Annotated in this window: 25 protein-coding genes and 1 pseudogene; 11 read left to right on the top strand and 15 right to left on the bottom strand. The window is 73.4% G+C overall.

Features of this window, described 5'->3' with window-relative positions; all coding sequences use genetic code 11:
- Positions 1-1,212, bottom strand: a complete 1,212-nt coding sequence (locus ACZ64A_RS05345) for a cytochrome P450 (RefSeq protein ID WP_469808331.1) — start codon at positions 1,210-1,212, stop codon at positions 1-3.
- Positions 1,213-1,487: 275 nt separating this feature from the next.
- Positions 1,488-2,402 carry a cation diffusion facilitator family transporter gene (locus tag ACZ64A_RS05340; RefSeq protein ID WP_469809066.1) on the bottom strand — a complete coding sequence of 305 codons (915 nt, stop codon included), beginning with the start codon at positions 2,400-2,402 and terminating at the stop codon, positions 1,488-1,490.
- A 183-nt stretch (positions 2,403-2,585) separates the two neighbouring features.
- On the opposite strand from ACZ64A_RS05340, the gene ACZ64A_RS05335 reads away from it, so the two are divergent.
- Together ACZ64A_RS05335 and ACZ64A_RS05330 are read left to right on the top strand one after the other, a co-directional pair.
- Entirely contained in the window at positions 2,586-3,605 is a 1,020-nt protein-coding gene (locus tag ACZ64A_RS05335; protein WP_469808330.1) for a glutathione S-transferase family protein, read from the top strand.
- A 40-nt stretch (positions 3,606-3,645) separates the two neighbouring features.
- Positions 3,646-3,948: a DUF4235 domain-containing protein gene (locus ACZ64A_RS05330; RefSeq protein ID WP_361629656.1), complete on the top strand. Its 303-nt coding sequence runs from the start codon at positions 3,646-3,648 to the stop codon at positions 3,946-3,948.
- 43 nt (positions 3,949-3,991) lie between these two features.
- On the opposite strand, the gene ACZ64A_RS05325 is transcribed toward ACZ64A_RS05330, so the two are convergent.
- From ACZ64A_RS05325 to ACZ64A_RS05315, 3 genes are all read right to left on the bottom strand, one after another.
- A complete protein-coding gene (locus tag ACZ64A_RS05325; protein WP_469808329.1) occupies positions 3,992-4,384 on the bottom strand; it encodes a VOC family protein in 393 nt (130 codons plus the stop codon).
- Between the two features lie 68 nt (positions 4,385-4,452).
- Positions 4,453-4,917, bottom strand: coding sequence for a pyridoxamine 5'-phosphate oxidase family protein (locus ACZ64A_RS05320; RefSeq protein ID WP_469808328.1), 465 nt, complete (start codon positions 4,915-4,917; stop codon positions 4,453-4,455).
- A 47-nt stretch (positions 4,918-4,964) separates the two neighbouring features.
- Positions 4,965-5,681, bottom strand: coding sequence for a TetR/AcrR family transcriptional regulator (locus tag ACZ64A_RS05315; protein WP_469808326.1), 717 nt, complete (start codon positions 5,679-5,681; stop codon positions 4,965-4,967).
- 136 nt (positions 5,682-5,817) lie between these two features.
- On the opposite strand from ACZ64A_RS05315, the gene ACZ64A_RS05310 reads away from it, so the two are divergent.
- Positions 5,818-7,296 carry an APC family permease gene (locus ACZ64A_RS05310; RefSeq protein ID WP_469808325.1) on the top strand — a complete coding sequence of 493 codons (1,479 nt, stop codon included), beginning with the start codon at positions 5,818-5,820 and terminating at the stop codon, positions 7,294-7,296.
- Between the two features lie 50 nt (positions 7,297-7,346).
- On the top strand, positions 7,347-8,978 hold the full coding sequence (locus ACZ64A_RS05305) for an amidohydrolase (protein ID WP_469808323.1): 1,632 nt from the start codon (positions 7,347-7,349) through the stop codon (positions 8,976-8,978).
- 4 nt (positions 8,979-8,982) lie between these two features.
- Here ACZ64A_RS05305 and ACZ64A_RS05300 read toward each other — a convergent pair whose 3' ends face one another.
- A complete protein-coding gene (locus tag ACZ64A_RS05300; protein ID WP_469809065.1) occupies positions 8,983-9,942 on the bottom strand; it encodes a GlxA family transcriptional regulator in 960 nt (319 codons plus the stop codon).
- Positions 9,943-10,055: 113 nt separating this feature from the next.
- On the opposite strand from ACZ64A_RS05300, the gene ACZ64A_RS05295 reads away from it, so the two are divergent.
- The gene (locus tag ACZ64A_RS05295) at positions 10,056-11,009 is read left to right on the top strand and encodes an NADP-dependent oxidoreductase (RefSeq protein WP_469808322.1); all 954 of its coding nucleotides are present in this window, start codon (positions 10,056-10,058) and stop codon (positions 11,007-11,009) included.
- A 158-nt stretch (positions 11,010-11,167) separates the two neighbouring features.
- Positions 11,168-11,548: an anti-sigma factor antagonist gene (locus ACZ64A_RS05290; protein WP_469808321.1), complete on the top strand. Its 381-nt coding sequence runs from the start codon at positions 11,168-11,170 to the stop codon at positions 11,546-11,548.
- Between the two features lie 78 nt (positions 11,549-11,626).
- On the opposite strand, the gene ACZ64A_RS05285 is transcribed toward ACZ64A_RS05290, so the two are convergent.
- The gene (locus ACZ64A_RS05285) at positions 11,627-12,583 is read right to left on the bottom strand and encodes a ribose-phosphate diphosphokinase (RefSeq protein ID WP_469808320.1); all 957 of its coding nucleotides are present in this window, start codon (positions 12,581-12,583) and stop codon (positions 11,627-11,629) included.
- Positions 12,584-12,741: 158 nt separating this feature from the next.
- On the opposite strand from ACZ64A_RS05285, the gene ACZ64A_RS05280 reads away from it, so the two are divergent.
- The 3 genes and pseudogenes from ACZ64A_RS05280 (at position 12,742) to ACZ64A_RS05270 (ending at position 14,606) form a co-directional block, all read left to right on the top strand.
- A complete protein-coding gene (locus ACZ64A_RS05280) occupies positions 12,742-13,344 on the top strand; it encodes a TetR/AcrR family transcriptional regulator (RefSeq protein WP_469808319.1) in 603 nt (200 codons plus the stop codon).
- Positions 13,345-13,369: 25 nt separating this feature from the next.
- A pseudogene (locus tag ACZ64A_RS05275) lies at positions 13,370-13,864 on the top strand (GTP-binding protein); the annotation flags it as partial.
- Between the two features lie 67 nt (positions 13,865-13,931).
- Positions 13,932-14,606: a DUF4230 domain-containing protein gene (locus ACZ64A_RS05270; RefSeq protein WP_469808318.1), complete on the top strand. Its 675-nt coding sequence runs from the start codon at positions 13,932-13,934 to the stop codon at positions 14,604-14,606.
- Here ACZ64A_RS05270 and ACZ64A_RS05265 read toward each other — a convergent pair whose 3' ends face one another.
- The 6 genes from ACZ64A_RS05265 to ACZ64A_RS05240 all read right to left on the bottom strand — a co-directional run bounded on the left by ACZ64A_RS05265 (position 14,607) and on the right by ACZ64A_RS05240 (position 18,544).
- Complete coding sequence (locus ACZ64A_RS05265; RefSeq protein WP_469808317.1) at positions 14,607-16,367, bottom strand: complex I subunit 5 family protein; 1,761 nt, start codon at positions 16,365-16,367, stop codon at positions 14,607-14,609. It abuts the gene before it with no gap.
- Entirely contained in the window at positions 16,367-16,714 is a 348-nt protein-coding gene (locus ACZ64A_RS05260; RefSeq protein ID WP_469809064.1) for a sodium:proton antiporter, read from the bottom strand. The genes ACZ64A_RS05265 and ACZ64A_RS05260 overlap by 1 nt, the downstream gene beginning before the upstream one ends.
- Positions 16,714-17,484 (bottom strand): MnhB domain-containing protein, encoded by a 771-nt coding sequence (locus tag ACZ64A_RS05255; RefSeq protein WP_469808316.1) that lies wholly within the window; start codon positions 17,482-17,484, stop codon positions 16,714-16,716. Before ACZ64A_RS05255 ends, ACZ64A_RS05260 begins: the two co-directional genes overlap by 1 nt.
- Complete coding sequence (locus ACZ64A_RS05250) at positions 17,481-17,750, bottom strand: Na(+)/H(+) antiporter subunit B (RefSeq protein WP_469809063.1); 270 nt, start codon at positions 17,748-17,750, stop codon at positions 17,481-17,483. The genes ACZ64A_RS05255 and ACZ64A_RS05250 overlap by 4 nt, the downstream gene beginning before the upstream one ends.
- Before the next feature lie 162 nt (positions 17,751-17,912).
- Positions 17,913-18,365 carry a monovalent cation/H+ antiporter complex subunit F gene (locus tag ACZ64A_RS05245; RefSeq protein ID WP_469808315.1) on the bottom strand — a complete coding sequence of 151 codons (453 nt, stop codon included), beginning with the start codon at positions 18,363-18,365 and terminating at the stop codon, positions 17,913-17,915.
- Complete coding sequence (locus ACZ64A_RS05240) at positions 18,362-18,544, bottom strand: hypothetical protein (RefSeq protein ID WP_469808314.1); 183 nt, start codon at positions 18,542-18,544, stop codon at positions 18,362-18,364. Before ACZ64A_RS05240 ends, ACZ64A_RS05245 begins: the two co-directional genes overlap by 4 nt.
- Before the next feature lie 219 nt (positions 18,545-18,763).
- Here ACZ64A_RS05240 and ACZ64A_RS05235 point away from each other — a divergent pair, with 219 nt between their 5' ends.
- Entirely contained in the window at positions 18,764-19,297 is a 534-nt protein-coding gene (locus ACZ64A_RS05235) for a VanZ family protein (RefSeq protein WP_469808313.1), read from the top strand.
- 175 nt (positions 19,298-19,472) lie between these two features.
- Positions 19,473-20,741 (top strand): lectin, encoded by a 1,269-nt coding sequence (locus tag ACZ64A_RS05230; RefSeq protein ID WP_469808312.1) that lies wholly within the window; start codon positions 19,473-19,475, stop codon positions 20,739-20,741.
- 12 nt (positions 20,742-20,753) lie between these two features.
- Here ACZ64A_RS05230 and ACZ64A_RS05225 read toward each other — a convergent pair whose 3' ends face one another.
- On the bottom strand, positions 20,754-20,993 hold the full coding sequence (locus ACZ64A_RS05225) for a hypothetical protein (protein WP_469808311.1): 240 nt from the start codon (positions 20,991-20,993) through the stop codon (positions 20,754-20,756).
- A gap of 35 nt (positions 20,994-21,028) precedes the next feature.
- Positions 21,029-22,063: a DNA topoisomerase IB gene (locus ACZ64A_RS05220; protein ID WP_469808310.1), complete on the bottom strand. Its 1,035-nt coding sequence runs from the start codon at positions 22,061-22,063 to the stop codon at positions 21,029-21,031.
- Positions 22,064-22,066: the final 3 nt, after the last annotated feature.

The following is a 22,066-nucleotide window of genomic DNA, read 5'->3' as shown; positions in this document are numbered from 1 at the left end:
TTACCAGGTCACGGGGAGTTCCAGCATCCCCTGGATGGTGTCTCCGGGCTTGAAGGGGATCTCCTCGGCGGGGACCGCGAGCCGCAGGCCGGGCAGCCGCTCGAAGAGGGTGCGCAGGGCGATCTCCAGCTCGGCGCGGGCGAGGTTCTGGCCGAGGCACTGGTGGATGCCGAAGCCGAAGGCCACGTGGTGGCGGGCCGAGCGGCCGAAGTCCAGGCTGTCGGGGTCGGCGTAGACCGCCTCGTCGCGGTTGATGACCGACGTCGCGAACAGCACGCCCTCGCCCGCCCGGATCGTCGTCCCGGCCACCTCGATGTCCTCGACGGCCAGGCGCACCAGCCCGTCGGCGATGGAGAGCATCCGCAGCAGCTCCTCCACCACGCCGGGCAGCAGCCCCGGGTCGGCCCGCAGTTCGGCCAGCCGGTCGGGGTGCTGGAGCAGGGTGTAGGTGCCCAGGGAGATCATGTTGGCGGTCGTCTCGTGGCCCGCGACGAGCAGGATGATCGCCAGCGAGACGACGTCGGCCCGGGTCACCTCGCCGGTGCGCAGCCGCTGGTGGACCAGTTCGTCGAGGACGCCGTCGCCCGGTTCCGCCTGCTCGGCCTTGTGATCGATCAGATCGCCGAGGTACGCCTCGAGCCGGTCGCGTGCCGCGAGGACGTCCTCGACGCCGGGGCCGCGCAGCAGCCGCCGCGACTGCTCCTCGAAGAACTCGTGGTCGGCGTACGGCACGCCGAGCAGCGCGCAGATCACCATCGAGGGCACGGGCAGCGCGAACGCGCCGACCAGCTCCGCGGGCGGCCCCTGGGCGACCATGGCGTCCAGCAGGTCGTCGACGATCCGCTGGATGTCCGGCCGTAACGCGTTCGCCTGCTTGAGCGTGAAGCGGGGCACGAGCATGCGCCGCTGGACGTGGTGCTCGGGGTCGTCCACGCCCAGCAGCGCCGGCCGGCGGTCACGGCCCGCGGTGAAGCGGGGCGAGGGGGCGGGGAAGCCCGGCCGGGTGCGGTCGGTCGACAGACGCGGGTCGGCGAGGAGGTCACGGGCGACGGCGTGCCCGGTCACCAGCCAGACGGCACGTCCGTCGTAGAGGGTGACGCGGGCCAGCGGGGGGCCGGCGCGCAGCGGGTCGTAGGCGGTGGGCGGGTGGTAGGGGCAGGTGCGGTCCTGCGGGAAAGCGACGGGTGCCGGCTGGTCCGTCAAGTCCGTCATGGAAGACCTCGCAGACGATGAGTACGCCGTTCCGATCTTCATTAGATGCCTCGGGCATCTATGCGGCGACGCGAAGTTCGGCCACATCGGCGAACGGGGGAATCTGGCCGGAACCTTTCACTCCGCCACCGGCCGGCCCGGACCGATGCACCGGCCCGGTGGGCGAGTCGACTCCCCCGGTCCGCCGAGACCGCTCGCCGCGCCCCGCGCCGCACCTGCGCGGAAAAATCCGTGCGCCGGGGGGCATGGCCGGGCGCGCGGCGGGCACGTGAGTGTCAGGCCCCGCCGCGTTCCCCCGTCGCGGCGGGGCTTTCGTGCGACTCGCGCGCGGCGCGGTCGGTGATGTCGAGGAAGATCTGCGCCGCCTCCGGCACCGCGTCGGCGATGGACCGCTTGATGCGGACCGAGACCTCCTCCACCCGCTCGCTGTCCAGCCCCGGCGCCAGGTCGACACGGGCGGCCACGAGCGCCGAGTCGAGCCCGGTCTTCATGCTGAACAGCGCCTCCACGCTGTCGATCTCCGGCTGCCCGTCGAGCAGGCGCCGGATCCGCTCGCTCGCCTCGGGGTCGGCGGCCTCCCCGATCAGCTGGTCGCGGGCCTCACGGCCGAGGTGGTAGGCCACGCACACCAGCAGCACGCCGATGGCGAAGGAGGCCGCGGCCTCGTAGGCGACCTGCCCGGTGGCCATGTGCAACGCCATCCCGGTCATGGCCAGCACGACGCCGAGCACCGCCGTGCCGTCCTCGGCGACGACCGTGCGCAGCGCCGGGTCGCGCATGCCTGCCGCCACGCCGCCCTGCCGGCGCACCTGGTGCACGGCCCGCAGCAGCGAGGCGCCCTCGGCGAGCAGGGCCACACCGAGGACGACCAGCCCGGCGACGTACCCGCCGAAGCTCTCCTCGGCGCCGTCGCGCAGCGCCTGGAAGCCCTGGAAGACGGAGAAGCAGCCGCCCATCACGAAGATCCCGACGGCGGCGAGCAGTGACCAGAAGAAGCGTTCCTTGCCGTAGCCGAAGGGGTGGCGCCGGTCTGCGGGGCGGCGGCTGCGGCGCAGCGCCGCCAGCAGGAAGACCTCGTTGAGGCTGTCGGCGACGGAGTGCGCCGCCTCCGACAGCAGCGCGGGCGAGCCCGCGAGGAGGCCGCCGACCGCCTTGGCGACCGCGATGAGAAGGTTGGCCGCCAGCGCCACCAGGACCGTGACCCGCGTCCTGTGGTCCGCCGCGCGTTCCCTGTCACGTCGTGTGGGTGTACCGCTCACGCTGAGCCGGTTGCCCCGGCCGTGGGGGATCACACCGTGCCGGTGAGGTGTTTCAGGGAACCCGGGGAAGGCAGAAGGGCAGGAACGCACCCCGGCAGCAGTGAGGAGCGGGTCATGGGGCGGGACGGCGACGGCAACAGCGCATACGGCAGGAAGGCCTTCAGCCGGTCCAGGAGTCATTTCGCGGACCGGATCACCGCCGACGGCCGCGACGGCTGGCCGGTGGAGGCCGGGCGGTACCGGCTGGTGGTCAGCCGGGCCTGCCCGTGGGCGAGCCGGGCCGTGATCTCGCGGCGGCTGCTCGGCCTGGAGGACGCGCTGTCGATGGCGATCGCCGACCCGGTCCAGGACGACCGCAGCTGGCGCTTCACGCTCGATCCGGACGGCCGCGACCCGGTGCTGGGCATCCGCTACCTCGCCGAGGCCTACGACCGGCGGGAGACCGGCTATCCGGGCGGGGTGAGCGTACCGGCGATCGTGGACGTCCCGAGCGGACGGCTCGTCACCAACGACTACCAGCGGATCACGCTGGACCTGGCCACCGAGTGGCGGGCGCTGCACCGCCCCGGGGCGCCGGATCTGTACCCGGAGGAGCTGCGGGGCGAGATCGACACGGTGATGGCGGAGGTGTACGAGGACGTCAACAACGGCGTCTACCGGGCCGGCTTCGCCACCGGGCAGGAGGAGTACGAGGCGGCCTGCACCGGCGTCTTCCAGCGGCTGGAGAAGCTCGCGGCCCGGCTGGAGCGGCAGCGCTATCTGGTCGGGGACACGATCACCGAGGCCGACATCCGGCTGTTCACCACGCTGGTGCGTTTCGACCCGGTGTACCACGGCCACTTCAAGTGCAACCGGTGGAAGCTGGCCGAGAACGAGGTGCTGTGGGCGTACGCCCGGGACCTGTTCCAGACACCCGGCTTCGGCGACACCGTGGACTTCGACCACATCAAGCGGCACTACTACCAGGTGCACACCGGCATCAATCCGACCGGCATCGTGCCGCTCGGCCCCGATCTGGCGGGCTGGCTGACGCCGCATCACCGTGAGCGGCTCGGCGGGCGGCCCTTCGGGGACGGGACCGCGCCGGGACCGGTGCGCCCCGCGGAGGAGGTGCCGGCCCGCGGCCGTCCCTGATCCCGCAGTCCCCCACGACACCCCAACCCGAGGAGACCCTGTGGCCAAGACGAAGAAGAAGACGCTCCCGCTCGCCTACAAGCCCGTCGGCTTCGTGCTGGGCTGGGCCGGTGGTGCGCTGGCCGGACTCGCGTTCCAGAAGACGTGGAAGCTGATCCGGCACGAGGACGACGCGCCGGACGCGCTGGACCCGGACCGCGGCTGGGGCGAGATCCTGCTGGCTGCCGCGGTGCAGGGTGCGATCTTCGCCGCGGTGCGCAGCGCCGTGGACCGCACGGGCGCCAAGGCCATCGAGCGCTCGACCGGTGTGTGGCCGGTGCAGGACAAGGGCGGCCGGGACTGACCGGCCTCGCCGCCCGCCGGACCGGCCGGGCCGCCCCCGCCGCTCAGCCGAGTTTCGGCGCGGTGGGGGCGACGCGGCGCAGGGTGAAGGAGTGGCCGGCCGGGTCGGAGTAACCGCGTTCCTCGTACGGGCCGGAGGCGTCCTTGGTGTCCAGGGGCCGCCCGCCCAGGCCCACGATCCGGCGCTCGGCCTCGTCCAGGTCCTCGACCAGGAAGTCGAGGTGCACCTGGAGGGAGTTCTCGGGGCGCGGCCAGCTCGGCGGGGTCGCGTTCATGTCGCGGCGGAAGGCGAGCCGGGTGCCCTCGGCGGCGCGGATCTCCACTCGGTTGGCGGTCGCCTCGACCTGCTCGCCTTCCAGCAACGCCGTGTAGAACTCGGCGAGTTTCTCCGGTTCGGCACAGTCGAGCACCACGACGCCGGCCGTGAACAGGGGCATGTCTCCTCCGCGGGTCCGTTGACGCGGGGCGGCAGGGCCCGCCCCTCGCTCCTGCGGATACCCCGGTTTCAGTCCGTCACCAGCCAGCGGCCGTCGCGCATCAGCTCCCGGCCGTCGAGTTCGTCGGCCTCGCGCCAGGCCTGGACACGGCGGGGCAGGACGCGGAAGTACAGGTAGGGCGTGGTCAGTTCGCGCGGGTCGAAGCCCGTCTTGGCGGCGAAGATCTCGGCGTCCTCCTCCGGCAGGTCGTGCGGTTCCACGGCCGTGGCGGTGCCCTCGACGAGGACGACGTCGCGGGTGGGGCCGATGCCGATGCGGGCGACGCCGGTGGCGGTGAGATTGCGCCCGGTGCGGCTCGCGGCGGGGGTCGCGAACAGCAGGGTGGCACCGTCCCACACGAACGACAGTGGGACCAGATAGGGAGCCGCGCCGTCCTCGGCGGCGGTCGCGACCCAGGCGTCCACGTCGCGTTCGAGCCGGTGCAGGGTGTCGCGCTTGCGCTGCTGCGCGCTGCGCGGAGCTGTGGTGGTCATGCCACCAGTGTGGCCGCCGCCTCCCCGTCCCCGCGGACGACGCGCCCTCACTGCGTCCGCCCCTGCACCTCCGCCAGCCGGGCCGCCGCCGCGGTCAGCAGCAGGTCCAGGGCCGCCGGGTAGGAGCTGCGGCGCATGGTGGTGATCAGGTGGGGGGCGGTGGCGGCAATGTGCGGATGGGTGGCGGCCGGCAGGCGGGCGTACGTGGCCCGCCACACCGCGGTCTCCGCTTCGCGGGCGGCCGGCGGCAGGGCGACGCCCGCCGCGTCGAGGGCGCCGAAGGCGAGGGCCTGGTCGACGAAGGCGTGGTAGATGCGGACGGCCTCCACGTCCGGGAAGCCTGCACCACGCAGCACCCCGAGGATCGCCTCCACCGCGGCGATCTCGTGCCCGCGCCCGGTGACCCGGTGCGCGCTGAGCACCGCCGCCCGCGGGTGGGCGAGCGCGCCGGCGTGCATGCGCAGGCCGAGGTCGCGCAGGTCGGCCAGCCAGTCGCCGGTGGGCCGCCAGGTGCGCAGACCGCGGCCGATCAGCTCGTCGGCGACGGCGAGCATCAGGTCGTCGGTGTGCCGGAAGTAGCGGTACAGGGAGCTGGGGTCGGCGCCCAGGGCACGGCCCAGACGGCGCACGGAGAGCGCCTCCGCGCCGTGCTCCTCGATCAGCCGCAGCGCCGTGGCGACGATCAGCTCCTCGGACAGGACCACGCCCGTCTTGGTGGGCCGCCGGCGGCGGCGCTCGCCGGACGGGACGACACGGTCGGTCATGGAACGCCTCCAGGGTGCGCGATGCCTCCGGGAGCCGTGACCTTATGACAACACCGTTGACCTGTGAAGCCCGGCGGCAGTTTCATGTCCGCTCACCGGGGCCCGCCGGGCCCCCTGGTGCGAGGAGAGTGCCGGCATGGCCCATCAGCCACCCGCGCTGCGAAGAACCCTCGGCGTGCTCGACGGCGTCGCCATCGCCGCGTCCAGTACGGCGGCCACGACCAGCATCGGTATCGGCCTGGGCGTCACGGCCGGCGTGGTCGGTCTGCATCTGCCGGCGATCATGCTGCTGGCGTTCCTGCCGGTCCTGGGCATCGCCGGCGCGTACGCCCGCCTGAACCGCGTCGAGCCCAACGCGGGCAACGGCTATGTGTGGGTGGGCCGTTCGCTCTCGCCGTGGCTCGGCTTCCTGGTGGGGTGGGTGAACATCGTCGCGACGGTGGCGTTCCTCGCGTACACCACGGCCGTCACCGGCTCGGCCCTGCTGCAACTGGCCGGGGACGCCGGGCTGCACCGCTTCGCGGGGCTGACCCTCGATGCCGGCTCGACCGCGCAGACCACCGGATGCGGCATCGTCGTCCTGGCCGCCGTCACGCTCACCGCGGTGACCGGCGCGCGCACCGCGGCCCGTCTGCAGACCGGGCTGCTGATCTTCGAGTACGCGGTGCTGCTGGGCTTCTGCGGCTACGGCCTCGTCAGTGGCCCGCATCCGTTCCGCTGGGCGTGGTTCGACCCGTTCGCCCTGCCCTCCCCGCAGGCGCTCGCGCAGGGGCTGCTGCTGTCGGTGTTCTGCTACTGGGGTTTCGAGTCCGCGTTCAGCGTGAACGAGGAGGTGCGCGAGCCGCGTGACGCGTCCCGGGCCGGGTTCATCACGCTGGCGACGATGCTGGCGCTGTTCCTGCTCGGTTCCCTCGCCTTCCAGCGGGTCCTGAGCGAGCCGGAGCTGGTCGGGCACGGCGCGGAGGGCCTGGCGTTCTTCGGCGACCGGCTGGCGGACCGGCCGCTGGCCGTGCTGCCGCTGGTGGCGCTGATGTTCTCGGCGGTCGCCTCGCTGCAGGCCGGGGTGATCCCGACGGCCCGCGCGATGTTCGCGATGGGCCGGGACGCGACGCTCGGCCCCGTGTGGTCCCGGGTCAGCCCCCGCTACGGCACCCCGGCGGCCGGGACGCTGCTGATCGGGGCGCTGGCCGTGGCCGTCGCCGCGCTGTCGCTGGTGATCCCCCGTCTGTCGGACATGATCATGGCGACGGTGAACGCCGTCGGGATCGTCGTCGCCCTCTCCTACGCGCTCACCGCGCTCGCCGCCGCCGTACGCTTCCGCGCCCTGCTGCGCACCGACCCCTGGCAGGGGGTGCGGGCGGTGGTGCTGCCCGCGCTCAGCGCCGCCGCGCTGCTCGGCCTCGGCGGTTACCTCGGCTGGTCCTTCTTCACCTCCACCGACCACTTCGCGCTGCGGGCGGACAACGGCTGGTTCCTGCTGCTGACGCCGCTGATGATGATCGTCTCCGGATGCGCCGCGGCGGCGTGGGCGAAGTGGGGGCGGCGATCGCCGTACTTCCGCACCGGCCGGGGCACCGACGCGGACACGCCCGAACTGCTCACCACCGCCCCGTGACCCACGCGCACCACCTGCCCGCGACCCACGTTCACCCTCGGAAGGAACCCATGCACCCCGACCTGCTCTTCATCGACGGACCCGTGTTCACGCCCGGCGGCCGCCCCGCCACCGCCGTGGCCGTCACCGGTGGCCGGATCACCGCGGTGGGCGGCGACGAGCTGCGCGAGCTGGCCGGGCCGCGCACCGAGATCGTCGACCTCGCCGGGCGGCTGCTGCTGCCCGGCTTCCAGGACGCGCACGTCCATCCGGTGCCGGCCGGCCTGGAGCTGTCCCAGTGCGACCTGACCGGCGCGCGCACGGCCGAGGAGAGCGTCGCGGCCGTCCGCGCGTACGCCGCCGCGCACCCGGAGCGGGAGTGGATCACCGGCGGCGGCTGGTCGATGGAGGCGTATCCGGGCGGTACGCCGACGAAGGAGCTGCTGGACGCGGTGGTGCCGGACCGGCCGGTGTACCTGCCCAACCGGGACCATCACGGCGCCTGGGTGAACAGCCGCGCCCTCGCCCTCGCCGGCATCACCCGGGACACGCCCGACCCGGCCGACGGGCGGATCGAACGGGATGCCTCGGGCGAGCCGAGCGGGACACTGCAGGAAGGGGCGATGCAGCTGGTCGGGCGGCTCACCCCGGCGGCCACACCCGCCGATCTGAGGGCGGCGCTGCTGCACGCCCAGCGCACCCTGCACGCGCTCGGAATCACCGCCTGGCAGGACGCGCTCGTCGGGAACTTCCCCGGGATGCCGGACCCTTCCGAGGCGTACCGCGCCGCCGCCCGGGACGGCTCGCTCACCGCGCGGGTACGCGGCGCGCTGTGGTGGGATCGCGAGCGCGGGGCCGAGCAGATCCCCGAACTCGTCGAGAAGCGGGCCGAGCTGAGCCACGGGCGGTTCCGGGCCGGCAGCGTGAAGCTGATGCTGGACGGGGTCGCGGAGAACGGTACGGCGGCGCTGCTGGAGCCGTATCTGGACGGGTGCGGCTGCGTCACCGGCAACCGCGGCAAGAGCTTCGTGGATCCCGCTCTGCTGCCGAAGTACGTCACCGAGCTGGACGCGCTCGGCTTCCAGTGCCACTTCCACGCGCTCGGCGACCGGGCCGTACGGGACGCGCTGGACGCGGTCGAGGCGGCGCGGGACGCGAACGGACCGAGCGACACCCGCCCGCATCTGGCGCATCTGCAGGTCGTGCACCCCGACGACGTGCCGCGCTTCGCGCGGCTGGGCGCGGCGGCGAACATCCAGCCGCTGTGGGCGGCGCACGAACCGCAGATGGACGAGCTGACGATCCCGTTCCTCGGTCCCGAACGGGCCGCGTGGCAGTACCCGTTCGGCTCGCTGCTGCGCTCGGGCGCGCGGCTGGCCGCGGGCAGCGACTGGCCGGTGAGCAGCCCCGACCCGCTGCAGGGTCTGCACGTCGCGGTCAACCGTGTCGAACCCGGCGGTGACGGGCCGGTGTTCCTGCCGGATCAGCGCCTCACCCTGGCCGCCGCCCTCACCGCGTACACGTCCGGCTCGGCCCATGTGAACCACCTGGACGACACGGGCGAAATCCGCGTGGGCGCCCTGGCCGACCTGGTGGTGCTCGACCGGGACCCGTTCGCCGCCCCGGCGGAGACGCTCGGCGAGACGCGGGTGGCGCTGACGTACGTGGGCGGGGAGCGGGTGTACGCGGCCGCCGGGGCGTGAACGGTCAGCGCGTGGCCTGGAACGTGCGGCGGTAGGACTGCGGGCTGACGCCGATGGCGGTGTGCAGGTGCCGGCGCAGGGAGGCGCCGGTGGCGAAGCCGACCTCGGCGGCGATCTGGTCCACCGGCAGGTCGCTGGTCTCCAGCAGGTGCCGGGCGCGGGCCACGCGCTGCTGGATGAGCCAGCGGCCGGGGCTGACGCCGACCTCGTCGTCGAAGCGGCGGGCGAAGGTGCGCCGGCTCATCCGGGCGTGGGCGGCGAGGCCGGCCAGGGTGAGCGGCTCACCGAGGCGTTCCAGGGCCCAGGCCCGGGTCGCGGCCGTGCTCGCGGCGGCGCTCTCGGGCACCGGTCGCTGGATGTACTGCGCCTGCCCGCCGTCGCGGAACGGCGGGACGACGCAGCACCGGGCGATGGTGTTGGCCAGGGCGCTGCCGTGGTCCTCGCGCAGGATGTACAGGCACAGGTCGACGCCGGCCGCGGCGCCGGCGGAGGTGAGGACCCGGCCGTCGTCGACGAACAGCACGTCCGGGTCGAGCGCGATGTGCGGAAACATCCGGCGGAAGTCGTCGGCGAGCAGCCAGTGCGTGGTGGCCTTGTGGCCGTCCAGCAGTCCGGCCGCGGCGAGCACGAACGCGCCGGTGCAGATGGAGACGAGCCGCGCGCCGGGGCGGACGCGGGCGAGCGCGGCCCGCACCGCCTCGGGCAGGTCGGCGGTCACCCGGGCCGGTTCGACGGGCGCGACGATCACGGTGTCGGCGGTGTCCAGGATCTCGGGCCCGTGGTCCACGGCGACGGCGAAGTCGGCGTTGGTGCGCACCGGTTGCCCGTCGGCCGTGCAGGTCCGCACCTCGTAGCGGCCGGTGGGGCCGAAGATGCGGCTGGGCATGCCCAGTTCGAAGGGGTAGACGCCGTCGAGGGCCAGGACCGCGACCCGCTCGACACGCCCGGACGGCACGGCGCTCATGGCACTCGTCGCACTCGTGGCACGCGTGGCACTGGCACTCATGGCACGATCGTAGCGAAGGGTGGCCATCATGCCATTGTCCCGGCGGCCGCCGGACGACAGGCTGGACGACCATGAGCGATGACAACACGACGATGCGCGCCGTCCGTCAGGACGTCCTCGGCGGTCCCGAGGTGCTGAAGGTGGAGGAGGTGCCGCGGCCGAAGCCGCGGCCGAACGAGATGCTGGTGCGGGTGCGCGCCGCCGGCCTGAACCCGACCGACTGGAAGCACCGCGCCTTCCCTGCCTTCCTCGGCGAGCCGCCGTTCGTGCTCGGCTGGGACGTCTCCGGGGTGGTCGAGGCGGTCGGGATCGGCGTCGCCCGCTTCCGGCCGGGCGACGAGGTGTTCGGCATGCTGCCGTACCCGTTCGGTCACGGCTCGCACGCGGAGTACGTCACCGGGCCGGCCCGCGCCTTCGTCCCGAAGCCCGCCGGGATCGGTCATGTGCAGGCAGGGGCGCTGCCGTTGGTGTCCCTCACGGCGTGGCAGGCGCTGGTGGAGACGGCCGGGCTGCGGGCCGGGCAGCAGGTGCTGATCCACGCGGCGGCCGGCGGTGTCGGTCATGTGGCGGTGCAGATCGCCAAGGCCCTCGGCGCGTACGTCATCGGCACGGCGAGCGCCGGCAAGCACGCCTTCCTGCGCTCCATCGGCGTGGACGAGTGCGTCGACTACCGGGAGCAGGACGTCACCGGGGTGGTGAAGGACGTCGACGTGGTGCTGGACACGCTCGGCGGCGAGACCTCGGTGGACTCCCTGCGGGTGCTGCGGCCGGGCGGGATCGTGGTGTCGATCCTGCCGGTGGGCTCCGACGACTTCCCCCGGGAGGCCGAGCGGCTCGGGGTGCGCGCGGTGCGGATGCTGGTCGACGCCTCGCGCAGCGGTATGGAGCGGATCGCCGAGTTGGTGGAGGCCGGGAAGCTGCGCGCCGAGATCGCGGGCACCTTCCCGCTCGCCGAGGCCGCGGAGGCGCACCGGTTGGGCGACACCGGCCGCACCACGGGCAAGCTGGTGCTGGTGATGGACTGAGCCGCGCGGTCCCCGCCACCCTCCCGATCAAACTCGGCCGCAATTCGACGACATATGTCAATCGAACATGCTCAAATACTGTCGGCCGAGGGTAACTTGCAGAGCGGGAGCCCCTGTTGGGGTTCCCGTCCACGCAGCGGGTTGGAGGCGATGCCGTCGTGCAGCAGGACCCTGCGCCGCCCACGCGTCATCTGCGCGTCCGCGCCGACCGGGGTCACACGGTGCTGGAGTTCCGCGGCGAGATCGACATCGCCGCCGCGGCCGAGATCGCCCCGCACCTCGACCGGGCCACCGCAGGCCCCGCGCCCCGCGTGGTGATCGACCTGAGCGAGGTGGAGTTCTTCGACTGCTCCGGGCTGCGCCTGCTGTACCGGGCCCGGCGACGCGTGCTGGAGCGCGACGGCCGGATCCACCTGGTGTGCAGGCATGCCCTCACCCTGCGGGTGCTGCGGCTGACCGGCCTCGCCCGGCTGCTGCCGCCGCAGCCGACCCGGGACGCGGCGCTGGGCCGGCCCGGAGCGACTTCCGGCCATCTGTAGCGTCCGCGGACCGCCGGGGACACGGCGCCCCGCAGGCGTTCACGGCGTCCTGCGCCCGCCCGTGGCGCCCGTGCGCGGTCACGGGGTCTCGCGCGGTGCGTCGAACAGGGCGCTGACCGACTCGCCGTTGTGGATGCGCCGTACCGCCTCGGCCAGCGCCGGGGCGACGGTGAGGACGCGCAGCTTGCCGGTGCGCTCCTCGGCCGGCACCGGCACGGTGTTGGTGCACACGATCTCCAGCACGTCCGGCTGCTCGCTGAGCCGCTTGAGCGTGCCGGCCGCGAACAGCCCGTGGGTGCACGCCACCCGCACCGAGCGCGGCCCGGTCTCCCGCAGCCGCTCCAGCAGTTCCAGGACGGTACTGCCCTTGGCTATCTCGTCGTCGAGGACGATCACGTCCCGCCCGGCGACGTCACCGATGACCGAGCTGATGCTGACCCGGTCGTCCGAGTAGCGCTGCTTGGCGCCGGCCGCCACCTGCGCGCCGATCATCCGGGCGAAGGCGGCCGCCTCCTTGGCGTTGCCGAGGTCCGGCGAGACCACCGTGGTCCGGCTCAGGTCGTAGCGCCGGAAATACGCGGCCAGTTCACGCCGGGCGTGCAGATGGTCCACCGGGACCGAGAAGAAGCCGTGCACCTGCGGCGAGTGCAGCGTCATGGCCAGCACCCGGCCCGCACCGGCCGCCACGAGCAGATCGGCGACGAGCCGCCCGCCGAGGGAGATGCGCGGCGCGTCCTTCTTGTCGGAGCGGGCGTAGGAGTAATGGGGCAGGACGACGCTGATGCGTGCGGCGGAGGCGCCGCGGGCGGCATCGCACATCAGCAGCAGCTCGACCAGATGCTCCTGGACCGGCCTGACCAGCGGCTGGATCAGGAACACGTCCCGCTCCCGGCAGTTGGCCCGCAGCTGCACCTCCAGACAGTCGTTGGCGAACCGGCTCACCCGGGTGGGACTGAGCGGGACCCCGAGCTGGGCGCAGACCTCCTCGGCCAGTTCGGGATGGGCGCTTCCGCTGAACACGGCGATGTCTCGCACCTGGGTCTCCTCGTGGGCAGTTGCGGCCGACCGTCCCTGCCGACTGGTGTACCCGCCGATTCTTTGCATCAAAAATCAAGAAACCTGATCCAGACTCCGCGAAGCTCGACCCCGGATCCACTTGAACAACTCGAACCAGCCGGTAAAGAATGGCGGGCATGGCGAGACCGAAGAACCAGGGCGCGCGCCGCGAGGCGCTGATCGAGGCGGCCGGCCGGGCGATCTCCGAGCGGGGCATCGCCGCGCTGCGGATCAAGGACATCGCCGCGGAGGCGGGCGTCTCGGCGGGGTCCGTGCTGTACTACTACCCCGAGCTCGACGACCTCGTCTTCGAGGTGCACAGCGGCGCCGTGGAGCGTTTCCTGGGCCGGCGCCACGCGGTCACCGACGCCCTGCGCGACCCGGTCGAGCGGCTGCGCGCCGCCGCCGAGTCAGGTCTGCCCGCCCACGCCGACGACGCGGACCACCGGCTGCTGTACGAGCTGCACGGCCTGGCCGACCGCAGCACCGCGCACGCCGCGCTGATGGGCTCGCTCTTCGCCCGGGAGACCGCGCTCTACTCCACGATCCTCGAACTGGGCGCGGCGGCGGGCGAGTTCACCCTCACCGACCCGGTGGCGGACGTCGCGCGCAACCTGGTCACCCTGGAGGACGGCTACGGCCTGCACATCATCAGCCGCAACGCCGCCGTGGACCGTGCCACGGCCCTGCGCCTGCTGCTCGGCTACGCCCGCTCGGCCACCGGCTGCCCCCGCCTGTGACGGCCCGGTCCCCACGGCACGCGCGCCGGGGCCGCCCGGCTCCGGCGGGGTGTTCGCCTACGAGACGGAGCTGGGCGCGCTGCCCCGCGCCTTCCACCAGGCGATCGAGGACACCGTCCACACGACGATGCACACCGGCCCGCACGGCTGGGAAGTCACCGACTACCGGGTCACCCTGGTCCGCTCCGGCTTCTGCTCCCCGGTCAGCGCCGCCGCCGACTTCCGCGGGCTGACCCCCGTCGTGCTGCGCCGCGCCCTCGAGCGGGCAGGAACGCGGGTGTACGAGCCGTACCACGCGTTCGAGGCGGAGGTGCCGCCGGACACGCTGGCCGCGGTGACCGCCCGGCTCGCCGCCTGTGCGGCGGACGTCGTGGCGACGGCCCCGGCGCCGGCGGGCTGGCTGATCACCGGCGAGTTGCCGGCCCGGCGGGTGCGCGAGATGGAGCTGGGGCTGCCCGGACTCACTCGGGGCGAGGGGGTGTGGTGGTCGCGTCCGTCCGGTGACCGGCCCGTCCGCTGAAGGCCAACAAGGCGGTCTGGAAGTGGCGTTGGCGGGCAGGCGGTCTTCAGGAAGGAGGGACGTCGTCATGACCGATGCCCCCGCGCCGCCCGCCCGTCCGTCGCGTCGTCTGCCCGGCTGGGCGAAGGTGCTGCTGTCCGTGGTGCTGGTGTTCGCCGTGTTCTTCGCGGGGCTGCGGCTGAGCGTGCTGCCGGGCCTGCGTGACCTCTTCGGCACCGACACCCACGACCGCTCCGGCCCCGCCCTGCTCAAGTCCGTCAAGGACTTGAGCCGTTACGACGCCGCCTCGGGCACCTTCCAGGTCGTCGTCGACCTGGAGAAGGACGCCCGGTTCCTGCCGGACGCGATCCGCGGCACGCGCACCCTGTACGTCGGCGCGGGCACGGTCGACGCCTACGTCGACCTCGGCGCGCTCGGCGAGCGGGACGTACGCGTCGACGCCGACCGTACGACCGCTACCCTGCGCCTGCCGCACGCGCAGTTGGGCCGGCCGGCCCTCGACCCCGACCACTCCTACGCGGTCGCCAAGCAGCGCGGCCTGCTCGACCGCCTCGGCGACCTGTTCTCCGGCAACCCCAACAGCGAGCAGGCCGTGCAGAAGCTGGCCGTCCGGCACATCGGGGAGGCCGCGCGCGGCAGCGGACTGACCACGCGGGCCGAGGCCAACACGACCGCCATGCTCCAGGGGCTGCTGCGCTCCCTCGGCTTCGAGGAGGTGCACGTCTCCTACGGCGCCACGTGATCAGCCACCGAGCACCCCGGGCAGGGCCAGCACCCCGAGCAGGGTCGTGCCCACCAGCAGCCACGCCACGTAGTCGCCGATGTGTCCGGACTGCAGACGGCGCAGCGGCAGCGCCCAGTGCGGGGCGGCCAGCAGCTTCGGACGGGTGACGGCGACGGCGGCCAGGGCCACGGCGAGCAGCGAGGACAGCAGGCCCAGCAGCACTCCGGGCAGCGTCCAGTGCACGTCGCTGCGCACCCCGCCGGAGCCGGCCTCGTTGACGGCGTCGGCGACGGACGTGCCGGTGCCGGGCACCACGCCGACGGCGAGCGAGCCGGCCAGCAGCAGCGCCGGGACGGCCCGCATCGTGTCGGGAACGCGGGTGAGGCGGCCTTCCGTCTCGGGTTCCTCGTCGGCGCCGGTCGTCTCGTACTCCTCGCTGTCGGGCGGCCTGGGACCGAGGCCGAAGAAGACCCGTGCGGTCACCCGGAGCACCGCGCCCGCGGTGAGGGCGGACACGGCGACGTAGAGCACGGTGAGCGCGCCGCCCGCGGCCTCCTCGCCGACGGCCTTGCCGAGGCCGGTGCCGAACGGCGGCAGTCCGGCCAGGGCGAGCCCGCCGACGGCGAACATGAGCGCCACCCCGCGCATCCGGCGGGCCCGGCCGTGCAGTGCGTGTTCGTCGAGGCTGCCGTAGCGGTCCAGGAGGAGGCCGGCGCAGGCGAACAGCGCGGCCTTCACCCCGGCGTGGCCGAGGAGGTAGATCGCCACGCCGTCGTCGGCCTCGGGCGTGAGCTGTCCGATGCCGAGCAGGAACAGGCCGGTGTGGGCGACGGTCGAGTAGGCGAGCAGCCGTTTGATGTGCCGCTGGTACCAGCACATCACCGCGCCGACCACGGCGCTCAGCGCGCCCGGCACGATCAGGGCGTGCCCGGCGTCGGCCGCGGGCACCCCGCCCGGCCCGGAGAAGATGGTGGAGTACACCCGCCACACGCCGTACACGCCGAGTTCCACCATGACGCCGGAGAGCAGCATGCACACCGGGGTCGGTGCGACGGCGTGCGCGTCGGGCAGCCAGAAGTGGAACGGCACAGCGGCCGCCTTGACCATCAGCCCGGTCAGCACCAGTACGAACGCGGTCAGGACCAGGGCGTCCGGCCTGCCGTGCGCGTCGAGGCCGCGCCCGATCGCCGTCATCGCCAGTTCCCCGGTGCGCCCGTACAGCAGGCCGAGGCCCATCAGCATCGCGTAGGCGCCGAGGGAGGTGACCACGGCGAAGGTCAGCCCGCCCTGCACGGCGCTGGGTTCGTCGATGCGGTAGCCGGTCAGGGCGTAGGCGACGACGCTCATCAGCTCGAAGAACACGAACGCGTTGAACAGGTCACCGGCGATCGCGAAGCCGCACATCCCGGCCTGGAAGGCCAGCATCAGCGCGGGGAAGGACCCGGCGTGCCGGCGCGGCGGCTCGTCGAAGTAGTGCCAGGAGTACGCCAGGGCCGCGAGCGTGAGCAGGGAGGCGAGGGCGGCGAGGCCGAGGCCGGGGCCGTCCCCGACGACGACGATGCCGACGCTCTCCCCGTTCACGGGCAGCCAGCCGCCGACCCACTCCACCATGGGCGGCGAGGAGTTGGACAGCAGCACGAGCGCCAGGGCGAGCGTGCCTGCCGAGAAGAGACAGCCGATGGTCTCGGCGGCGAGGCGGGGCAGCCGACGGCCGACGGCGACGAGTACGCCCGCCCCGAGCATCGGCAGCGCGGCGAGCAGCGGGATCAGATGGTGCATCAGCCACGCAGCTCGGACAGCTCGTCGGGATCGACCGTGTCGTGCCGCTTGGCGATCTGCACGACGAGGGCGAGCAGCAGCGCGGTGACCGTCGCGCCGACGACGACGTCGGTCAGCGCGAGCGCCTGCACCACAGGGTCGACGACGGGACGCGAGCCGGGCTTGATGTCGGAGAACACCGGTGCGGTGGCGCCGTCGCGGTAGCCGACGGCCAGCAGCAGGACGTAGGTGGCGGCCTGGCAGACGGACAGACAGCCCACGGCGTGGATGAGGTTGCGGCTGGTGGCGAGGCCGTAGGCGCCGGCCAGGAACACCCAGGCGGCGACGAGGTACGGCAGGACGTGCATCACGTCTGCCACCCGTTCTCCTTTCCTTGCCCGTTCCCCGGCTCCTCCACGATCTCCACGGCCTGGTCCAGGAAGCGGGCGAGCAGGACGACGATCGCGCAGGTGACCTCCATGCCGATGGCCGCGTTCAGCAGCGGGACGAGCCCGCCGGAGGAGAGCGTGTTGAAGGTGCCGTACGGCAGCAGTGTGTTGGCGAGGAAGGCGGCGCCGGCCAGGAGGCAGGCGATGCCGGTGACGAGGTAGGCGCAGGCGGCGAGGGCGTCCGCGGACTCGAACAGGCTGACCGGGCGGATCCGTTCGAGGGCGCGGTAGTCGGCGCCGAGGTAGAGCAGGTGCAGGGCGGTCGCGGTGACGACACCGCCCTGGAAGCCGCCGCCGGGGCTGAGCTGCCCGTGGGCGATCACGTACAGGCCGGTGAGCACGGCGACGGGCAGCACGACGAGGGCGTAGCGGCGCACCGGGCGGGCCACGTCCGCGGGCTGTGGGGCGGCACGGTGTTCGTCGCGGGCCTGGCGCAGCAGGACGACGCAGCCGAGCACCGAGGCGAACAGGATGCTCATCTCGCCGAGGGTGTCGTAGGCGCGCAGGTCGAAGTTGACCGAGGCGATCGTGTTGGCGGTGTGCCGGCTGAGGGCGGCGCGCACGGCGCGGACGCCGTAGGGATGGCTGCGGCCGCCGAAGGAGGGCAGGTCGAGACAGGCGGCGACGAGCAGCGCGGCGAGGCCGGCACCGCCGAACACCACGAGCCACAGCCGGGCCCGCCGGCTCACCGGGTGCTCCCCTTGCCGTCGGTGTCCTTGGCCCGGCGGCGGACCTTGCGGACCGTCAGCAGCAGCAACAGCGGGGTGACCGCGGCACCCACGGCGAGCTGGGACAGGCCCACGTCGGGTGCCTGCAGGACGGTGAACAGCACGGCGAGGACCAGCCCGAGCACGGAGAGCACCAGCGACTGCCGCACGGGGTCACGGGTGACCACGGCGGTGGTCGCGGTCCCGGCCACGAGCACCAGCGCGACGACGATCACGGCATCGGTCACCACGCCATCACCGCCTCGGACACGACGCCGCCGGACCGCCGCAGGCGGTCAAGGGGCGCGAGCAACGGCGCGACCAGCCACAACGCAACCCGCACAGGCCGCCGCAGGCGACCGCGGACAGCCACCCCCGCACGGAGTGCACCGCGCACAGGGGAACGGACGTCAGCCACCCCGCACCCCCGTGATGCCACCGGACAGCGCGCGGGAGGCGACCAGGTTGCCCGCGATCAGCAGCGCGCCGATCACCAGGAGCTTCACCATGGCCCGGCCGGGGCCGGTCGCCACGCAGAGGGCCACCACGGTCACCGCGCCGACGCCGGCGGCCGCCCAGGTCGCGCCCCGGGCACGCGGCGGGTCGTCGGCGAGTTCGTCGGCCAGCAGCCGGGCGAAAACGAGGGTGCCGACCGGGCCGAGCAGCGCGAGCAGCAGGGCGAGGTCGACGTAGGAGGTGCGCTGGTAGCCCTGGGAGAGCAGCAGCAGACCGGGGCAGACCAAGGCGGTGGACAGGTTCTGGGCGATGGCGCGGCGGCGCAACGGGCCGGTGGCGACGCCCCACAGGGCCGCCCCGGCGCCGCCGGCCAGGACGACGGCCGCCGCGAGGAGCCAGCCGTTCACCGTTCGGTCACCGCCCGCCGGGCGGCCCGCGCGGCGACCGCACCGACCGCCGCGGCGCCGCCGCCCACCGCGAACTCCAGCGGATAGACGGCGCTGATCAGCATCAGCCACAGCACGGCGAGCGCGGCCCACCAGGCGAGGAGTTCGCCCGCGGCGCGCAGTGCCGTACGTCTTTGCACCGCGCCACCTCCTCGTCGCCGCCGTCCCGCATCCTGCGGGCATCCAAGCACCGCGCGTGCTCCGCCGGGCGGCGGCACGCGCGGGTCTGCACCCGGAGTGCCCCGAGCGCAGGAACGGAAACCGGGCGGCGGGCCCCACGGTCGGGAGCGAGCAGCGGAGTGGCCGGGCGGATCGCGGGTAACCGCCGTGCCATGCAGGGAACTTGGAGGCAATCCACGATGGCCAGGCTGCCCTTCGCCGGGCGCAAGCCCCGCGCGCCGCGGCAACCGGAGGCCGGTCAGGGGCCGCTGCGCCTGGCCGTGCGGCTGCTGGTGATGGCGGTCGCGTTCGTCCTGATGGTGGCGTTCGCCGTGGTGCTGGCCCGGCTGACGCTGCGGCCCTCGCCGGCCTCGGTGGCGTTGACGCACACCAATCTGCACCCCGGGCGCTCCCTGAAGGCGTATCTGGACCAGCCGTCACTGCGCGACGCCGTGAAGCAGATCGGCGGCAATCTGCTGCTCGGTGTGCCGTTCGGGGTGCTGGTGCCGCTGGTCGCGCCGCGTGCCCGGCGGCTGTGGCGGGTGCTGCTGCTCACGGCGACCGTGATGCTGCTGGTGGAGCTGGCGCAGGGGGCGATGATCACCGGGCGGGCCTTCGACATCGACGACGTCATCCTCAACACGACCGGGGCGCTGGCCGGTTACCTGCTGTTGGGACGGCGGATGGGACGGGCGGTGCACGCACGGGCGGGCCGCGAACGCCGCGATCGGTGACATCACGGGCGGCCCACCCGGCGGGCCGCCCGGTCGGCAATCGCAGGTCCGTACCAGGGTATTGACGACCCCTTACTTCACTCCTTAAATCAAGAGGCGACACGCACCACTCCCCCACCCCCCACCTCGGTCCGGCCCGCCCGCGCACACGGGCCGCCGGACGGAAGGGAGAGCCGTGGTCCGCCCACGCCTGCTCCGCAGATGTCTCCTCGCCGCCGCCTCCGCCCTGCTCGCCGCGTCCGCCGCGGCGATCCCGGCCCGGGCGGCGGCCTCCGACGCGGCCCGGACCGCCGCCGTCACCGTGGCCTCCGACGCGGCCCCGGCCGCCGCCACGGTGTTCTCCGACACCTTCGACGGGCCCGCCGGTGCGCCGGTGGACTCCTCGAAGTGGCAGCTGGAGACCGGCGACAACGTCAACAACCACGAGCGGCAGTACTACACGTCCGGCACGAAGAACGCCGCTCTCGACGGGCAGGGCCATCTGGTCATCACGGCCCGGCGCGAGAACCCGGCCGGCTACCAGTGCTGGTACGGCACCTGCCAGTACACCTCGGCACGGCTGAACACCGCGGGGAAGTTCACCGCGCAGTACGGGCACGTCGAGGCCCGGATGAAGATCCCGCGCGGCCAGGGCATGTGGCCCGCGTTCTGGATGCTCGGCACCCCGGTGAACTGGCCGGACTCCGGCGAGATCGACGTCATGGAGAACGTCGGCTTCGAGCCGGCCACCGTGCACGGCACGATCCACGGCCCCGGCTACTCGGGCTCCGGCGGCATCGGCGCCGCCTACACCCTGCCCGGCGGCCAGGCCTTCGCCGACGCCTTCCACACCTTCGCCGTGGACTGGGCCCCGGACTCGATCACCTGGTCGGTGGACGGCACGGTCTACCAGCGGCGCACCCCCGCCGACCTGGGCGGCAAGAGCTGGGTGTTCAACAAGCCGTTCTTCCTCATCCTCAACCTGGCCGTCGGCGGCTACTGGCCCGGCGACCCGGACGGCTCGACCGTCTTCCCGCAGCAGCTGGTGGTCGACCACGTCTCGGTGACGACCGGCGACACGGCCGCCGGGGCGCCGATCCGGGGCCTGGCCGGCAAGTGCGTCGACGTCGCCGGGGCGAATGCCGCCAACGGCACCCCCGTCCAGCTCTACGACTGCAACGGCACCGCCGCACAGACATGGACGGCCGGCGCGGACGGCACACTGCGCGCGCTCGGCAAGTGCCTGGACGTCACCGACCGCGGCACGGCGGACGGCTCGACGGTGCAGCTGTGGGACTGCTCGGGCGGCGCCAACCAGAAGTGGGTCGTCACCGCCGCGCACGACATCGTCAACCCTCAGGCGAACAAGTGCCTGGACGTCACCGGGGGCGGCTCCGCCAACGGGACCCGGCTGCAGATCTGGACCTGCACGGGCGGCGCCAACCAGAAGTGGACACTGGGCTGAGCCGCCCGGCGGTCAGCGGCGCAGGGTCCAGGTGAACTTGCCCCCGCCCACCCAGCGGACGACATCGGGGTCGTCCAGGTCGTGGACCGTGATCCCGTACGCGGCGGCTGCCTCGAGGACGCCGATCACGCTGGTCGCCTCACCGACGACCTCGCCGTCGATTTGCACGATGCGGAACGGCGGCGTGCCCGGCTGAACCCCGAGCACCGTGATGCGCGGTTGGGAGATGTGAGGGCTCGCGACTTCGGTCATGTCATCGAGAGTAGAGCGGAACCGGGACGAACGGGTCATCCGGACCGTCCGTCCAGCAGCTCCAGCACCGCCGCCTCCACGGCGCCCTGGGTGGCCGGACGCCCGAACGCCCCGTGTTCGCCCAGCCGGGTGAGCACGGGCGCGATCGTCCGGCCCTGTTCGAAAAGTTCGAAGACGCGCGGGTCGATGTAGGAGGCACGGCAGACCGCGGGCGTATTGCCCAGGTAGTGGCTGACCTCCTTCACGGCCCGCACGGTCTGGCGGTGCCGGGCCGCCTTGGTGGTCCGGCCGTCCTCGCCGGTCCCGGCGACCGCGACGGCCGCGACGGCCGCGAGGACGGTGGCGTGCCAGGTACGGAAGTCCTTGGCGGTGACCTCGGTGCCGGACAGCCGGCGCAGCGCCTCGTTCAGGTCGGCGCCGTGCAGCTCGCGCCAGGCACCGCGCTCCCAGTACGTCAGCAGGCGCTCGCCGCCGTTCCGGCGCCGCAGCAGGGCTTGTACGACGGCGTAGGCCTCCTCGTCGACCAGGGCCCGGACGATCTCGGTGCCGCCCTTGGCCGGAAAGCTGAAGGAGATCTCGCCCCGGTCGCATGTGACGTGCTCACGCAGCATGGTGGTCAGGCCGTAGGTCTCGCTGTTCCTGGTGTGCCGGTCGCTGCCGATGCGGAAGAAGCCCCGGTCCAGCAGGCGCACCGCGCAGGCGGTGACGCGGGGGCGGCTCAGACCGCGTCCGGTGAGGTCGGCGCGGACCCGGCGGCGCAGGTCGGGCAGGGCACGGGCGACCTCGCGCACGTGCTCGTGCTTGGCCTGCTGCTGCCGGGCGCGGAACTCCTGGTGGTACAGGTACTGGCGGCGCCCGGCGTCGTCGGTGCCGACGGCCTGGAGGTGGCCGTTGGGCCAGGGGCAGATCCACACGTCACGCCAGGCGGGCGCGACGGCCAGGGCGCGGATGCGGGCCAGGTGCCCGGGATCGGTGACGGCGCGTCCCTGCTTGTCCAGGTAGCGGAAACCGCGGCCGTGACGGACGCGCCGCAAGCCGGGACGGTCGCAGGAGACGGTACGCAGGCGCATGGC

This window comes from Streptomyces sp. NPDC104814, assembly GCF_055583185.1.
Note: the sequence above shows the minus strand (reverse complement) of the source record. Positions and strands in the feature narration are given on the sequence as shown.

Bases quoted from the DNA above. Each gene is read 5' to 3' on its own strand.
- ACZ64A_RS05345 (WP_469808331.1), bottom strand. From the start codon at position 1,212: ATGACGGACTTGACGGACCAGCCGGCACCCGTCGCTTTCCCGCAGGAC.
- ACZ64A_RS05335 (WP_469808330.1), top strand. From the start codon at position 2,586: ATGGGGCGGGACGGCGACGGCAACAGCGCATACGGCAGGAAGGCCTTC.
- ACZ64A_RS05325 (WP_469808329.1), bottom strand. From the start codon at position 4,384: ATGCCCCTGTTCACGGCCGGCGTCGTGGTGCTCGACTGTGCCGAACCG.
- ACZ64A_RS05320 (WP_469808328.1), bottom strand. From the start codon at position 4,917: ATGACCACCACAGCTCCGCGCAGCGCGCAGCAGCGCAAGCGCGACACC.
- ACZ64A_RS05315 (WP_469808326.1), bottom strand. From the start codon at position 5,681: ATGACCGACCGTGTCGTCCCGTCCGGCGAGCGCCGCCGCCGGCGGCCC.
- ACZ64A_RS05310 (WP_469808325.1), top strand. From the start codon at position 5,818: ATGGCCCATCAGCCACCCGCGCTGCGAAGAACCCTCGGCGTGCTCGAC.
- ACZ64A_RS05305 (WP_469808323.1), top strand. From the start codon at position 7,347: ATGCACCCCGACCTGCTCTTCATCGACGGACCCGTGTTCACGCCCGGC.
- ACZ64A_RS05300 (WP_469809065.1), bottom strand. From the start codon at position 9,942: ATGAGCGCCGTGCCGTCCGGGCGTGTCGAGCGGGTCGCGGTCCTGGCC.
- ACZ64A_RS05295 (WP_469808322.1), top strand. From the start codon at position 10,056: ATGAGCGATGACAACACGACGATGCGCGCCGTCCGTCAGGACGTCCTC.
- ACZ64A_RS05280 (WP_469808319.1), top strand. From the start codon at position 12,742: ATGGCGAGACCGAAGAACCAGGGCGCGCGCCGCGAGGCGCTGATCGAG.
- ACZ64A_RS05270 (WP_469808318.1), top strand. From the start codon at position 13,932: ATGACCGATGCCCCCGCGCCGCCCGCCCGTCCGTCGCGTCGTCTGCCC.
- ACZ64A_RS05265 (WP_469808317.1), bottom strand. From the start codon at position 16,367: ATGCACCATCTGATCCCGCTGCTCGCCGCGCTGCCGATGCTCGGGGCG.
- ACZ64A_RS05260 (WP_469809064.1), bottom strand. From the start codon at position 16,714: ATGCACGTCCTGCCGTACCTCGTCGCCGCCTGGGTGTTCCTGGCCGGC.
- ACZ64A_RS05235 (WP_469808313.1), top strand. From the start codon at position 18,764: ATGGCCAGGCTGCCCTTCGCCGGGCGCAAGCCCCGCGCGCCGCGGCAA.
- ACZ64A_RS05225 (WP_469808311.1), bottom strand. From the start codon at position 20,993: ATGACCGAAGTCGCGAGCCCTCACATCTCCCAACCGCGCATCACGGTG.
- ACZ64A_RS05220 (WP_469808310.1), bottom strand. From the start codon at position 22,063: ATGCGCCTGCGTACCGTCTCCTGCGACCGTCCCGGCTTGCGGCGCGTC.